At 41.3% G+C, this 13430-nt stretch carries 18 protein-coding genes; 5 read left to right on the top strand and 13 right to left on the bottom strand.

The genetic code is table 11. The features are described from left to right. Positions 1-13 precede the first annotated feature (13 nt). From QQK06_RS11430 to QQK06_RS11415, 4 genes are all read left to right on the top strand, one after another. Entirely contained in the window at positions 14-754 is a 741-nt protein-coding gene (locus QQK06_RS11430; protein WP_284244806.1) for a tetratricopeptide repeat protein, read from the top strand. 201 nt (positions 755-955) lie between these two features. Further along, entirely contained in the window at positions 956-1084 is a 129-nt protein-coding gene (locus tag QQK06_RS11425; protein WP_284244805.1) for a DUF3149 domain-containing protein, read from the top strand. Positions 1085-1255: 171 nt separating this feature from the next. After that, on the top strand, positions 1256-1945 hold the full coding sequence (locus QQK06_RS11420) for a flagellin (protein ID WP_284244804.1): 690 nt from the start codon (positions 1256-1258) through the stop codon (positions 1943-1945). Between the two features lie 146 nt (positions 1946-2091). Further along, positions 2092-2328, top strand: a complete 237-nt coding sequence (locus QQK06_RS11415; RefSeq protein ID WP_284244803.1) for a YheU family protein — start codon at positions 2092-2094, stop codon at positions 2326-2328. Here QQK06_RS11415 and QQK06_RS11410 read toward each other — a convergent pair. Genes QQK06_RS11410 through nudE form a run of 3 tightly spaced genes read right to left on the bottom strand, consistent with a single transcriptional unit; the run spans position 2315 to position 4281 of the window. After that, on the bottom strand, positions 2315-2884 hold the full coding sequence (locus tag QQK06_RS11410) for a YceI family protein (RefSeq protein ID WP_284244802.1): 570 nt from the start codon (positions 2882-2884) through the stop codon (positions 2315-2317). The genes QQK06_RS11415 and QQK06_RS11410 overlap by 14 nt on opposite strands. 24 nt (positions 2885-2908) lie before the next feature. Beyond that, entirely contained in the window at positions 2909-3727 is an 819-nt protein-coding gene (cysQ, locus tag QQK06_RS11405; RefSeq protein WP_284244801.1) for a 3'(2'),5'-bisphosphate nucleotidase CysQ, read from the bottom strand. Then, the gene (gene nudE / locus QQK06_RS11400) at positions 3727-4281 is read right to left on the bottom strand and encodes an ADP compounds hydrolase NudE (RefSeq protein ID WP_284244799.1); all 555 of its coding nucleotides are present in this window, start codon (positions 4279-4281) and stop codon (positions 3727-3729) included. Before nudE ends, cysQ begins: the two co-directional genes overlap by 1 nt. A gap of 89 nt (positions 4282-4370) precedes the next feature. Here nudE and yrfG point away from each other — a divergent pair, with 89 nt between their 5' ends. Then, a complete protein-coding gene (gene yrfG / locus QQK06_RS11395) occupies positions 4371-5063 on the top strand; it encodes a GMP/IMP nucleotidase (protein ID WP_284244798.1) in 693 nt (230 codons plus the stop codon). Here yrfG and QQK06_RS11390 read toward each other — a convergent pair. The 10 genes from QQK06_RS11390 to gspE are packed head-to-tail and all read right to left on the bottom strand — an operon-like array spanning position 5052 to position 13429. After that, positions 5052-5795 (bottom strand): type II secretion system protein N, encoded by a 744-nt coding sequence (locus QQK06_RS11390; RefSeq protein WP_284244797.1) that lies wholly within the window; start codon positions 5793-5795, stop codon positions 5052-5054. The genes yrfG and QQK06_RS11390 overlap by 12 nt on opposite strands. After that, complete coding sequence (locus QQK06_RS11385; protein ID WP_284244796.1) at positions 5795-6262, bottom strand: type II secretion system protein M; 468 nt, start codon at positions 6260-6262, stop codon at positions 5795-5797. The genes QQK06_RS11390 and QQK06_RS11385 overlap by 1 nt, the downstream gene beginning before the upstream one ends. After that, positions 6259-7485 (bottom strand): type II secretion system protein GspL, encoded by a 1227-nt coding sequence (gene gspL, locus QQK06_RS11380; protein WP_284244795.1) that lies wholly within the window; start codon positions 7483-7485, stop codon positions 6259-6261. The genes QQK06_RS11385 and gspL overlap by 4 nt, the downstream gene beginning before the upstream one ends. Further along, positions 7485-8486 carry a type II secretion system minor pseudopilin GspK gene (gspK, locus tag QQK06_RS11375; RefSeq protein ID WP_284244794.1) on the bottom strand — a complete coding sequence of 334 codons (1002 nt, stop codon included), beginning with the start codon at positions 8484-8486 and terminating at the stop codon, positions 7485-7487. The genes gspL and gspK overlap by 1 nt, the downstream gene beginning before the upstream one ends. After that, entirely contained in the window at positions 8483-9190 is a 708-nt protein-coding gene (gene gspJ, locus QQK06_RS11370) for a type II secretion system minor pseudopilin GspJ (RefSeq protein ID WP_284244793.1), read from the bottom strand. Before gspJ ends, gspK begins: the two co-directional genes overlap by 4 nt. Positions 9191-9195: 5 nt before the next feature. After that, entirely contained in the window at positions 9196-9573 is a 378-nt protein-coding gene (gene gspI, locus QQK06_RS11365) for a type II secretion system minor pseudopilin GspI (RefSeq protein WP_284244792.1), read from the bottom strand. After that, entirely contained in the window at positions 9563-10210 is a 648-nt protein-coding gene (gene gspH, locus QQK06_RS11360) for a type II secretion system minor pseudopilin GspH (RefSeq protein WP_284244791.1), read from the bottom strand. Before gspH ends, gspI begins: the two co-directional genes overlap by 11 nt. Positions 10211-10243: 33 nt before the next feature. Further along, positions 10244-10669: a type II secretion system major pseudopilin GspG gene (gene gspG, locus QQK06_RS11355; protein ID WP_284246614.1), complete on the bottom strand. Its 426-nt coding sequence runs from the start codon at positions 10667-10669 to the stop codon at positions 10244-10246. A gap of 19 nt (positions 10670-10688) precedes the next feature. Beyond that, the gene (gene gspF / locus QQK06_RS11350) at positions 10689-11912 is read right to left on the bottom strand and encodes a type II secretion system inner membrane protein GspF (RefSeq protein ID WP_284244790.1); all 1224 of its coding nucleotides are present in this window, start codon (positions 11910-11912) and stop codon (positions 10689-10691) included. Between the two features lie 8 nt (positions 11913-11920). Beyond that, the gene (gspE, locus tag QQK06_RS11345; RefSeq protein WP_284244789.1) at positions 11921-13429 is read right to left on the bottom strand and encodes a type II secretion system ATPase GspE; all 1509 of its coding nucleotides are present in this window, start codon (positions 13427-13429) and stop codon (positions 11921-11923) included. Position 13430 lies beyond the last annotated feature (1 nt).

Here is a 13430-nt window from a genome sequence, read left to right as displayed (position 1 = left end):
ACTTGGGTGCCCCATGAAAAGATTACAACGAGCAGTACTGGTTCTTGCACTAACTTCAAGTGCATCAGTTTTTAGTTTTGACGGTGATTTAGAGTTAGGTATTTTTCAATTAAACCGTGGTGAGTTTAAAGCAGCGATAGCAGAATTTGAACCACTGTTAGCAGAACAATATGCCCCGGCGCAATATCAAATGGCAATGATCCATTTAAACGGCTGGGGTGTGAAAAAAGACCCACAAAAAGCCTTTGAATTATTAACTTTAGCGGCAGCCCAAAATTACCCTGACGCATTATTTTCTCTATCGGTGATGTACAGTGAGGGAGAAGTTGTCGATAAAGATCTAAAAACGGCTTTTGTGCTAATGGAAAAGGCTGCCAATAAAAATTTAGCCAGTGCACAATTTAATCTAGGAGTGATGTATGCCGATGGTATCGGCGTCAATAAAAATTCTAAGCGTGCAGTCACCTGGTATAAGAAAGCGGCCAGACAGAACTATGCGTTAGCACAATTTAATTTAGCACTGATGTATTTTGAAGGACGTGGCGTTAAGAAAGATCTTAATATGTCTTACGTATGGAATTATATTGCCGCTAAAAGTGGCTATAAGCCAGCTGAGAAAAGTAGAGACATGGATGAACATAAACTCAGTATTGAAGACATCAAAACAGGTCGAGAGCGCGCAGAATCACTCCATGAGCAGATTCTTGAACAAATAGACTTAAGAGCGAAAAAAGCCAGTCAAGCGAGTTATTAAATCAATATCGGCGAATTTATCACAGAATATTGATCTGTATCATTTCGTCCTTGCTTATCAGGTATAAAATAAACCCATAATTTATGTGGAATATATCTGAGGCGTGTTGACTTTGCTGTTTGATTTTTGTTCATGCTAAACAAAGTACTACAAAAACAACCATGAAAGATCAACATGCCCTAATTAAGCAAGGGGTTTGTCATGAACGTTTTCGATATGTTAATCAATGATCCTGTAGTGTTAATCTCATTCATCGGTTTAGCAATTGTCTTAGGTATCTGTGGTTTTTATGTTTATTACTTTTTAAAAAATATTGAAAACAGTCATTAACTAATAACCAACTTTTTATTCAATATGAATTGAACAGGATTAGCTTCAATTTATCTAACCTGTTCATATCTAACATTGTTTATAATGTGACCAAATTTGTGTTTTCTGCTATACTTTACGCCGCGTGTATAAGTGATAAGTAACACTTAGCATTGTTTAAAGGGGTACATTATGGCTTTATCTATTAATCAATCTTCTCCAGCACTAAGTGTTATCGATCGACTTAGCAAAGAGCGAGAGGAAAAAGACGAAAAATTAGCGTCTGGTAAACGTATTAATAGTGCTGCCGATGATGCTGCGGGTCTGCAAATAGCCAGTAGATTGACTTCGCAAATCGATGGTTACCAACAGCTTAGTTATAATGCCCAGGATCAAGTTAACACCAATAATGTCCAGGAAGGACAGTTATCTTCGATTTCTGAAGGGCTACAACGAGCCAATGTGTTATCCATTCAATCAGCGAATCCTTTAAGTGATAATAATGCTATTCAGGGTGAATTTGACCAAATCACAGAACAAATCAACACCGTAGCCGGCGAAGCATTAGGCGATCCAAATTTCCTTGCTGGCCTTGATGCTAGTGATCCTGAAGCAACACAAGCTGCACTAGAAACGGCGCTTACTGCTATCAATGAAAACGCTGCGGCTTTAGGTGCAAATAGTAACGCCCTAAGTAGCCAGTCTGTCAGTTATGAAACCACACGAGTCAATGTCTCGGCATCACGTTCACGTATTGAAGATACAGATTTTGCTAAGACAACCGCAGAGCAACAACAAGTTTCCACGTTATTACAAACAGCAATTATTAATAAAAAAGACGAAGATTCCCGTAAGGGCTTGTTGATCAATCAATTGATCTAGTCAGTAAGTACAGCTAAAAGCCTACAACATGTAGGATTTTTCACATTAAAATAACGCGGAAGTCAGTAAAAATAACTGTTAGAAACGCATTATTTATGCGAAGCTGAGCTTAAGCATTCATCCGTTTAAATAACGAAATCTTCACTATGTTGATCCCTTACCAGTCACTGACAGCCGATACCCTCAATGCCATTATCGAAGCCTTTATTTTACGTGAAGGGACAGATTATGGAGACCATGATGTTGCTTTTGAAGAAAAGATTGCACAAGTCCATCAGCAACTTGTGCAAAATCAGGTAGTTTTGGTGTATTCAGAACTGTATCAAACCGTTAATATTTTACCCGCTGAACAATTCAAATCCCAACAAATCACTCACGAGTAAAACTTAAGGTAAAACTAACTGGTACGGTATGACTGATACTGGGTAGCTTAGCAAGCTCCATTAATTTATTAATACCAGTTACTAGTTCAAAGTCCTGCGCTTTAATTAATAGCGGAGCCAAACTGGTAACTAAAAAGCCATTTGCCATTTTACTCACTAAAACTTCAACGCTAACGGCCTGAGTCTGACCATGAAGCTCTATCTTGCCCTTTAGTGTTAACATTTGACTGCTGTCAGAAGTTAGTTGTTGCAGTACCTTTTGCTCTAACTGCGCTGTAAACATCGCTGTTGGAAAGCTATTGACATTAAAAAGATGCTCTTTCATGCGCTGATCACGAATGGCTATATTAGTATCAACACTGGTTAAATCGATTGTTAACTCGACCTGTCCCTGTGCTGAGACATTAGCATTAAGGTTATGAAAACGATGATTTTCTGCGATATGTTCCTTTTTAAAGGTAGTAAAACTAACCACAGAGTTTTGCTTATCAAGCTGCCAATTGGCAAACACAGGAAAAGCCAATAAGAATGTGCTAAGCCAAAGTAATTTTTTCATAGGTATTCCCTTATTTAATAAATGTTATCTTTGTGCCCGGTGGGGGCGAATGATTTTTTTCCAGGGAATTTGCGCTGAACCTAAAGAAATAAAATCTGGGTTCTTCAAACTTTCCCTTTGATTATATGACAAAGCGGAAAATTCACTGTCTAAAATGGTACCGCCTGCTTGTTCTAAAATACATTGACTGGCACCGGTGTCCCACTCCCCGGTTGGGCCAATACGTAAATAGCAATCTGCACCACCTTCAGCAATCAAGCAATTTTTTAAAGAACAGCTACCAAGCGCTATATGTTGATAATCAAAATCATCACTTAAGTATTGAGCCATTAGGCTTAGCTGCTGACGTCTGCTAATCGCCACTTTTATCTTTCTTTGACCGTCATACGGAGCCACCTTTATCGCCATGCTTTGCTTAATATTTTCTTTAAAAGCGCCTAAATTTTTTTGACCGTAATAAGTTAGCTGATGATCCGGTGCGTGGATCACACCTATCGCTGGCCAGCCATTTTCCACTAATGCCACATTGACGGCAAAATCACCGCTGCCAATAATAAACTCGCCAGTACCGTCAATAGGATCTAATAACCAATAACGTTGCCACTGTTTACGTTGTGATAATGGCAATGCTCCCACTTCTTCAGAAATAATCGGGATGTCAGGTGTTAATCGTTGTAATTCATCCATCAAGACATCATTGGCAGCAATATCAGCACTAGTTACCGGACTATTATCTTCTTTAATCTCTGACGAATAATCACCGCGGCGATAATGTTTTGCCACTTCAATACCAGCTTTCTTACTACTGTCGATAGCTATGGTCAACAATTGCTCTAAATTCATTATCTACTCTTCATTTGATCAACAACTAACATCAGGGCGGCAATACTGCGTGCTTCATTAAAGTCTGGATGGCTCAACAGCTGTTGGTAATCGCTGAGCCGCCATTCAACCACTTCTAAAGGCTCGGGTTCATCTCCTTCTAGCTTTTGCGGATAAAGTTCTTGTGCTAAAAATATTTCCATCGAACCAGCAAAAAATGCCGGTGCCATCGCCACCGTTTGCAGCGCTATTAACTGCCCTGCGCCAAAGCCTATTTCCTCTTTTAGTTCCCGGTTTGCTGCGTCAATTGCCTGCTCACCAGGATCAATTAACCCTTTAGGAAACCCCAATTCATAACTGTGGGTACCCGCACAATATTCTTTAACTAACAGTATAGTGTCATTATCCACGAAGGGAACAATCATCACCGCACCTCGTCCAGCACCTTGCATTCTTTCATAGACACGCTCGACGCCATTACTAAATTTTAGTTCGAGCTGTTCGATAGCAAAAAGGTTGCTTTTTGCCACTTGTTTACGATGCAGAATTTGAGGTAACGCTTTTTTTTCATCCATAATATGAGTCAAATAAATAGAATACTTGAGAACTGCCGAATAAGATTAGATATACTATCTATAATAAGTTGTTTCACTAGGAAAAATCTATGCTTGATTGGTCAAAAATTTCAACTGTTTTACTGGACATGGATGGCACTATTCTTGACTTACATTTTGATAATCACTTTTGGTTAGAGCATTTGCCAAAACGAGTCAGTGAACGAGACAACATTCCCTTAGCCCAGGCTAAAGAACAATTACAACAGCAATATCAGGAAGTTGCTGGCACTATTGGCTGGTATTGCCTGGATTATTGGGCGGAACAAACCCAGTTACCGATCACTATGTTAAAACGTGAAGTACAGCACCTGATCCAACTGCGCAATGACGCACAATTATTTTTAAATGCCCTTAAAGCCACCGGACGCAAGATCATTCTGGTAACCAATGCACATCCGGATAGTTTATCGTTAAAAGTAGAGCGGACCCAGTTAGATAAATACTTTAACAAACTTTATTCCACGCATGAGTTTGGCGTGACGAAAGAATCACAAGAACTATGGCAAAAATTAAAACAGACCGAACCATTTGATTTAGCATCAACTCTATTTGTTGACGATAGCTTGGATATTCTAGCTTCCGCCAAAGAATTTGGCATTAAGCACTTACTGGCGGTAGCGAACCCCGATAGTCAGCAACAAGCAAGGGAAATAAAAGGTTACCCATCCATCACTAACTTCAACGACTTAGTGGATGATATCTACGCCTATAAGTTTAATCCAGAGACGCTAGAATCTTAATCGATATCGTCCCTGATTATCCGCTTTTCCTAAAAACGGGATCAACTGACGTATTTCCGCTGGCATCTGAGCTTTAGGAGTAAGATAGCCGTCACCGGACATGCGTCCGCCACCACCGATAAAAGCGGTAAAACTCATACCTAAATCATTCGCTTCATCTAAAGTCAGCTCAACATTTCCTTGCTTGCAAGCCAATTTAGCGTGCAAGGCACCAAGCGACACTTTTTGTTCCAATGCGGTCACTGCTGCTTTCGACCAGCGAATATCGCCATCAAGTTGCTGACAGACTTCTTTACCGGCAACAAACTCTTCAACCACGATGTCAAGCGTACTATGCGCTGTCACAGGAACAGGTAAAGGCAGTTGTGAGGCAATCTGATTAGCAGCCAAATTGACTTGAACATCTGTTAACTTTAGTTCAGATAAAAAGCCTGACATACTGGCTCGCCCTTCAGGGCCTGCTAATAATGCATCACCAAAGGTGACATCAATTTGTGGATCTAATGTCAGTAGCGATAATACACTTAATTTCGCCTCTAACTTTTCAACTAGCCAGTTATCGACTTTTATCGCGTCAAGTTGACTATGCCAAATCGTTCCTTCAATTTGTCCTAACTTAACATTATGAGGTAAGTTCACCCATTGCATCACAAAACGCGCAGGTAATAACGCAACAACGAACATCAAATAGACAAAAACAAAGCTTGTCACTACAACAGACGTTTTTTTCATTAACTTTTTCCTAATTGCAAGCGTTTAACGCGCACTGCTCCGGCTTGTTCCCCTTGAGTCAAATCGATATTTAGCACTTCAATGCCTTCCTTATTGGATAATTGCTCCAACCATAACAGTAACTGTGAGAACGCAATATTATCAATCCAGACCTGGACATCATTACTCTGAGGTTGAATTCGGGCGATTGAGATATCATACGCTTTAGCTGAACGGTTAATTATACTTGATAGGCTACCAGTACTTTTACTGACAGCATTACCTTTAAGCGACTGATAACGCAGAGTTTGAGTTGTTACCCAAGTCAGTAATTCTTGTCGCTGTTTTAACTTACGATGACCATTTTCAATATTGTTATTTAACGGTTGCCAAATAAAACTATATAAAATAAAGATCACTAACACAGCACTGAGCGCACTAACTAATTGCTGCTCTCGTGCATTAAGTTGTTGCCACCACGCCTTCATGATCGCCCTCCATTACGCGCCTTAATACTCAACGCACCTGAGACTTTATCCCCTTGGTTACTCTGAGTACCTTGTGAAACCTCGAGCTGTTGAGCTTCCAGTTGAACTTTAAATTGTTCAAATTGCTGATAGCCATTGGCGCTTGCCTGTAACCTTAGTTCATTACGCCTGCTATCAAATCGTAGTGAGTCAGGTTTTAACGAAGGTACTTTTGCAAATGCTGGCTGTACTTTAGCCAATAAAGATAAGAACTCAGCACCAGCTTCGCTAGCACCAACTTCACTCATTTTACGTTTTAACTGAGAACGAATTGTCGCAATACGCACCCGTTTAGTTTGCGGGAATGCCGCTTTATATTGTTTAATAATTTCTTGCTCGACCGCTAATTGTTGATCGTGAATTTGCATCAAGGTAACAGATTTAACGATAACATTGACCAGTAACGCCGCAAGCAAAAAACCTGCAGCCCAAGCCCAGGTTTTCACTAGAGGAGAACGCTCAGATTTGACGGCAAACTCCCCTTGTAGCAAATTAAATTTTTGTTGCTCTAACTGCTGAGCCAATAATGCTAAAGGCAACTCTTCAGGTTGAGCGTTAATTTGTAGCTCGGCGTCTGATTGCGGTAATTCAGAATATGCGTCTATAGGCTGATTTTGCTCTGCTAACCAACTAGCACTAATACTCGGCCATAAAGTACTGTCAATCGCTAACCCGTGCCAAGGCCCTTGCCGCAACAATACTGAGTTATCTAGTGTAATCGCTTGCCAATGTTGATCAGCCGCTGGTAGTAACAAAATATCAGGAATAATCGAGCGAGTTTTAATACCCGCCTGCTCCAACCAGGCCAACCAAGACTGCATTTGCGCCCGTTCAACTATTGCCATAAAACAATTGCACTCTGCCTCAGACACTTTCGGTTCGCCATAAGCAAAAAATAACTGTTCAACCTCTTGCGCTAAATCATCTTCCACCATAAAAGGAGCAGCTAGCTGCATGGCTTTTTTAGATTTTGCCGGAACTTGCAAGCTTTTAAAGGCAATATCAGCTGCCGGTACTACCACGACCGTCTGTCGCGTTAATGATTTTTCTTGCAATTGACTTAACTGCTCAGCATTAGATAATTCACCGCTGGCAATAATATTTTGTTCGGTATTCGACCAGACCAACCAATGGACTTTATCACTTTGTTGGCTACCTAACCGGATAATTAAATTTTCCGCCATTAATCACGTCCTATCGTGCGGCTTACCACATTTATTTGATTATTATTAGTTACTTGCATCACTGAATTCAGTTGAAAATAACTGTCGTTAAAATTAGTTGTTGCAGCTAGTTTAAAGTATTCACTGTCAACAACAAACTGCTGTTTTTGTTCATCACTTAATTTCAGTTTACTCACTTCCGGCAAACTAAAAAAACTATTGATATCTTGAAAACCTTCGTCGCTGCGAGCAGACAAGATCTGCTCAGCCTCATCGCGGGAAATAGCCAATAATGCTTGTAATAATTCCGGTTGTTCTAACGAAATAGTATTGATGTTAATCTGATGCAGACTGCTGGCAGGCAATACACATATATAAGGCTTTAATGCCTGAATAACTTCAACTGTAAAATGTTCAATCACCCGCAACTCATTGACACTGGCTAGCAAGCTATTTGCCGGTAAATATGGAAACTCTTTTGCCGAATAATCATTATCTTCCGCTCCACCAGCACTGGCAATCGCAGTATCCGCATCCAGCCAGTCGGCGAGTGCATCCGCCATATATTCCGCTTCAAAACTACCGACACCGTCAATGTTTAACGCTAGCACTAGCTCCTGAAATGCCATTCGGGCCAATGGCTTTTTTTGACCACCAGAGCTAGTTCCGCCACTCTCCTGACGTAAGGCATTTAAATTAAAACAAGCCTGCATATCGGTAATTTCACCACTAATTTCACCGAAATCTACTGGGTAAGTGGTTTTACCTTGAGCCCAAACTTGTCCTAAATGGGTAACATCATTGTCTTGCTCAAATGCAGTTAATAACACCCGTTTAGCAAAGGCTTCCGCGCCCATAGCGTACCAGTAGGCCTGTTGATTAAAACCAATATTATTAGTGCGCTGCACCTGAAATTGTAATCTTGCTAGCATCTGCGTCGCTATAATTGCCGCCAGTGCTACCACGAGCATCACAGTGATCAAGGCAACACCACGATTATTTCCCTTATTTAGTTGTGTCACTGCTCCCCCTTAGCGTTATTAGGGTTAACATTTTCATTTCCCCGACCATCTTTGTCAGTATCACGAGAAGCTCTATTACTGCGATTAGTAGTGGCTAACGCCTTATCTGCCACTAAAAATTTACGCGATATGGTACCGAAATCCTGTGTTTCTATCGACAGCTCTATGGCTTTTGGCAGTTGCTGAGCAACAAGCCGTTCCTGCCATTTTTTATCATAATAATATTGCAGTTCAATCGATGTAACATTTTCCAGTAACACTCGCACTCTAGGTTCTTCACCGACAACCGCATCAACAAAATTAAAATGTAAACGTTCAAGCTTTTCATCATTTATTCGATAAGCAACCGATTGCATGTCACTGCGTGGGATCAACAACCCAGGATTAGTCCAGCCGGCGCGAACAAAGGCGATCGCCTGCTCTGACGAAAAACTGCTGCTATCACTAAAAATATAATCATTTAATGGCGCTTCCCCATCAAAGCGTATCGAACGTTGCGCAATTTGTAAAAAATCTCTTTCAATAACAATCAACGCTCGCTGAATGGCATTAAGCCGCTGCATTTGCTCTTTCGAGGTGCGTTCACTCTGCATGACGCCATCAAAAATGCTAAAACTCGCCAGGCTAATCACCGCAAAAATGGAAACAGCGAGTAACACTTCGATTAAGGTAAAACCACTGAATTGATTAGGACAACGACGCATGCTTATTACCCCGTACCTTTGGCAACATATGTCATCATGCTAGTGAGCGCTAACTCTGACTTTTCATCGAGTCGCACTTCAATCACCACAGCGCGCATATCCTTATCTGTAGTTTTAATCACTTTTTGTAACCAATGCCATTCGCGTCCCGCCATTTCAACTTTACCTTTGCGGTTATTTTTCGGCGGCCAGCTAACATCGAGATGCGCTTCAACCAACCGATTAGAAGCAACCCAATCTGCAACCATCTTATTTTCTAATTGATTCAAACTGTTGAAATGAGTGTCAGCGGTACTTAATAAAGCAATACCAGCGAGAGAAAATACAGATAGTGCTAGCAGGACCTCAATTAAAGTGAAGCCAACAATTGATTTAATACGCATTACTGTCTCTATTAGTAATCGCTAAATCACCGTCAACTATCGGCTCAGAAACGGTAACTGGCGCACTATATAATCCCGTTACGGCATAAGCGACATCTTGCTCTATATATCCGGTATCCACCAACGAGAACACTATACGAAACGGTGTGATATCACCGCCGGATAACAAATAGACTTGCGGAATAATAGGTGGTTGCTCTTGCTCTGTGGCAGATTGCATCTCATCTAGCGCTTCATCATCTGGCTGAAACAGCTCCCTGCTAACCAAGCTCGGTTGCTCCATCGGCAGATCATCAAACACTAATGTCATTTGTATCAATTCTGGCAATTGATACGCTGCGAGCAGCTTGTTATCAGGAATTTCAACCCAACGAACGCCATCAAAGCCGACAAACTGATAGCTATTTTCATTGACAAATAACCCGAGCTCTATGTTATTTAATAAACCGTATTCAGCGGCAAGATTAAATACACCGGCAAAGCGCGCACTCTCCTGCTCTAACAATTTTTCCGGTTTACTGGCATTAAAGTTGAGCTGCACCGCCGCGACCATAAGACCAATAACAACAATCACTAATAACACCTCAATCAAGGTAAAACCTGAAGGTTGTGTTTGCTGAGCGCGGTGATTCATCATGCTATTGTTAATCGCTACAAACTGCGCCAAGGCTTACTGATAATCGCCTAAGTTCCAGTTACCGATATCATCATCAGTATTTGCCTCACCGTCAGGTCCCATAGAAAAAACATCCATTTTGCCATGTTCACCCGGGTTTAGTAATTGGTAATCATTGCCCCAAGGATCTTTAGGCAAACGTTTGATAAAACCGCCTTCAGGAAAACGCTTAGGTAATGGCTCAATTTCAGTTTGTTCCACTAGTGCTTCTAACCCTTGTTCTGTGGTCGGGTAATTATAGTTTTGCGAACGGTACATGCCGAGGGCAGTTTCCAATGAACCGATATCAATCACGGCTTTTTGTTCACGCGCAGTATCCTGGCTGCCCATAAGGTTTGGTACCACCATACTGGCAATAATACCTATGATCACTAACACCACCATCACTTCTAATAAAGTAAAACCTGATTGACGGTTAATCACACTATATTTTTTCATACTAACTTCCTATTAAGGTATTCAATTGTAGAATCGGCTGAAGAATTGCCATGACAATAAAAAGTACGATACCTGCCATCGATACCATAATTGCCGGTTCTACTGCTTTTAACGAAATATTGATCAATGCTTCAAATTCTCGGTCCTGATTATCAGCCGCCCGGCCAAGCATATGTTCAAGTTGACCGCTTTTTTCACCACTGGCTATCATATGGAGCATCATAGGGGGGAAAAGTTTTGTTTGCTCTAATGATAATCTTAGGCTAGAGCCTTCACGCACTTTGTCTGCCGCCTGTTTAACTTTTTCTTTAATAAATAAATTATCCAGTACTTCACCGGCAATAGTCATACTTTCCAATAACGGTACCGCACTAGCGGTCAGAATACTCAAAGTTCGGGCAAAACGCGCAGTGTTAACACCACGCACTACTTTCCCCAAACCAGGAAAAATTAATAACTTTTGATGAACGGCATATTTAAAGTCGGCTTTTTTCATTAATTGTGAAAAAATCATCAGTACAACAACCAACAGCAATAAAATTCCCAAGCCATAGTTTTGTAAAAACTCACTACTAGCAATAAGGAATTTGGTCGTTCCCGGTAAATTTGCCCCCATATGCTCAAACTGACCAATAATTTGCGGTACCACTGAAGTTAACAGCACCACAATCACACCAATGGCTACCACAGTCATAATGCTTGGATAAACCATGGCTTGGATCATTTGGGAACGTAGCTGTTGGCGCTGTTCAGTATAGTCTGCCAGTCGATCTAACACTTTATCAAGATGGCCGGACTTTTCACCCGCCGCCACCATAGCACGGAATAGATGATTAAATACCTGAGGAAATTCCGCCATACTCTCGGCTAAACCGTAACCCTCAGTAACTTTAGTCCGTACCGCCATCACCATGCTTTTCAGATTATTTTTTTCACATTGCTCAGCTACCGCGAGTAAGGCTTCTTCTAATGGTAGGCCTGATTCAACTAACGTTGCCAATTGTCTGGTCAGCAAAGCCAGCTCAGTTGCCGAGATTTTTTTAGCGCGACTAAACCCCTGCGCATCTTGCTTTTGTTTGTTTTTAGTTAAGCTTGGAGTAACTTCTGTCGGCATTAACCCTTGGTCACGCAGCAAGGTACGCACTTGTCTGGGCGTATCGCCTTCAATCACCCCTTTCTTAATTTTTCCGCGGCTATCAACCGCCTGATAATCAAATGCAGCCATGAATAAATCTAATCTTCCCGAGTAACACGTAAGACTTCTTCCAGCGTAGTAATTCCCGCCAGCACTTTATCAAAGCCGTCACGACGAATACTGGGAGTAGATTTACGGATCACTTTCTCTATCGCCTGTTCCCCTTTGCCATTATGGATCAGCTCTCGTACTTCTTCATCCACCAGTAACAACTCATGAATACCGGTTCGCCCTTTATAGCCTTTGTAGCTACATTCATTGCAACCGACAGCACGATAAATAGGAGATGAATTGCCTTTAGGCAAGCCTAAAATGTTTAATTCTTCATCATCCGGCAAATGACTTTCTCGACAATGTGGGCAAAGCATTCTGACCAAGCGCTGTGCCAGCACTCCCAATAAACTTGAAGACAGTAAGAACGGCTCAACCCCCATATCTTCCATCCGGGTAATCGCCCCAGCGGCAGTATTGGTATGCAAGGTCGACAACACTAAATGCCCGGTTAAACTCGCCTGTACACCAATTTGTGCTGTTTCCAGATCGCGAATTTCACCAACCATCACCACATCAGGATCTTGTCGTAGAATCGCTCTTAAGCCTCGAGCAAAGGTCATATCCACTTTGGTATTAACCTGAGTTTGTCCGATACCTTCAATGGCATATTCAATCGGATCTTCTACCGTTAAGACATTACGCTGCTTATGATCGATTTGACTCAAACCTGCATAAAGCGTCGTAGATTTACCTGAACCTGTTGGACCTGTAACTAAGATAATGCCATGTGGTTTATCAATTAATTGAGAAAACTTTTCTCTGTTACCATCTGTCATGCCTAAATCCTGCAGGTCTAGACGAGCAGCATTTTTATCTAATAAACGCAAAACTACACGTTCACCATGCCCGGTCGGCATAGTCGAAACCCGAACATCAACCGCGCGGCCAGCAATACGCAGAGAAATACGGCCATCTTGCGGAATACGCTTTTCAGCAATATCCAGTTTAGCCATGACTTTAATACGAGAAACTAATAATGACGCTAGCTTACGATTAGGCTTTAAGACTTCACGTAACACGCCATCAACCCGAAAACGAATTTGCAGTGCCTGCTCAAAAGTCTCAATATGGATATCTGAAGCATTTTCTTTGATCGCTTCACTGAGCATGGCATTGATCATTTTAATGATCGGTGCATCATCTTCGTTTTCTAGTAAGTCTTCAGTTTCCACCATCTCATCAGCTAAAGAGTATAAATCAACCTCATTGCCAATATCTTCCATCATCTGTTTAGCTTCAGAGGAATCTCGCTGATAGACCTCTGTTAATAACAATTCAAATTTTTCTGGTGTTTCCGTCACTATATTAAAGCTTTGCTTAGCTACCCGGCGCACTTCCATAATAATGTCAGTTGTAACATTAACGACGCAATGTAAAGTTAACTGATCATCTTCATTTTTCAGTAGCACGCTATGTCGCTTGGCAAAACCAAATGGCAAGCGCAATACTTTATCTACTGGCAACTGTTCCGGGCTTAATTCATCAGGGATCATA

It is taken from the genome of Thalassotalea insulae (assembly GCF_030161395.1).
In the GTDB taxonomy this organism is placed as follows: domain Bacteria; phylum Pseudomonadota; class Gammaproteobacteria; order Enterobacterales; family Alteromonadaceae; genus Thalassotalea_E; species Thalassotalea_E insulae.
This window is presented reverse-complemented; position numbering and strand designations above follow the sequence as displayed.

What these genes read in the sequence shown, in the direction of transcription:
- gspL (WP_284244795.1), bottom strand. Translation starts at nt 7,485, where the DNA reads ATGGCGGAAAATTTAATTATCCGGTTAGGTAGCCAACAAAGTGATAAA.
- gspH (WP_284244791.1), bottom strand. Translation starts at nt 10,210, where the DNA reads ATGATGAATCACCGCGCTCAGCAAACACAACCTTCAGGTTTTACCTTG.
- QQK06_RS11425 (WP_284244805.1), top strand. Translation starts at nt 956, where the DNA reads ATGAACGTTTTCGATATGTTAATCAATGATCCTGTAGTGTTAATCTCA.
- QQK06_RS11430 (WP_284244806.1), top strand. Translation starts at nt 14, where the DNA reads ATGAAAAGATTACAACGAGCAGTACTGGTTCTTGCACTAACTTCAAGT.
- cysQ (WP_284244801.1), bottom strand. Translation starts at nt 3,727, where the DNA reads ATGAATTTAGAGCAATTGTTGACCATAGCTATCGACAGTAGTAAGAAA.
- yrfG (WP_284244798.1), top strand. Translation starts at nt 4,371, where the DNA reads ATGCTTGATTGGTCAAAAATTTCAACTGTTTTACTGGACATGGATGGC.
- QQK06_RS11420 (WP_284244804.1), top strand. Translation starts at nt 1,256, where the DNA reads ATGGCTTTATCTATTAATCAATCTTCTCCAGCACTAAGTGTTATCGAT.
- gspJ (WP_284244793.1), bottom strand. Translation starts at nt 9,190, where the DNA reads ATGCGTCGTTGTCCTAATCAATTCAGTGGTTTTACCTTAATCGAAGTG.
- gspF (WP_284244790.1), bottom strand. Translation starts at nt 11,912, where the DNA reads ATGGCTGCATTTGATTATCAGGCGGTTGATAGCCGCGGAAAAATTAAG.
- nudE (WP_284244799.1), bottom strand. Translation starts at nt 4,281, where the DNA reads ATGGATGAAAAAAAAGCGTTACCTCAAATTCTGCATCGTAAACAAGTG.
- gspE (WP_284244789.1), bottom strand. Translation starts at nt 13,429, where the DNA reads ATGATCCCTGATGAATTAAGCCCGGAACAGTTGCCAGTAGATAAAGTA.
- gspI (WP_284244792.1), bottom strand. Translation starts at nt 9,573, where the DNA reads ATGCGTATTAAATCAATTGTTGGCTTCACTTTAATTGAGGTCCTGCTA.
- QQK06_RS11385 (WP_284244796.1), bottom strand. Translation starts at nt 6,262, where the DNA reads ATGAAGGCGTGGTGGCAACAACTTAATGCACGAGAGCAGCAATTAGTT.
- QQK06_RS11415 (WP_284244803.1), top strand. Translation starts at nt 2,092, where the DNA reads ATGTTGATCCCTTACCAGTCACTGACAGCCGATACCCTCAATGCCATT.
- QQK06_RS11410 (WP_284244802.1), bottom strand. Translation starts at nt 2,884, where the DNA reads ATGAAAAAATTACTTTGGCTTAGCACATTCTTATTGGCTTTTCCTGTG.
- QQK06_RS11390 (WP_284244797.1), bottom strand. Translation starts at nt 5,795, where the DNA reads ATGAAAAAAACGTCTGTTGTAGTGACAAGCTTTGTTTTTGTCTATTTG.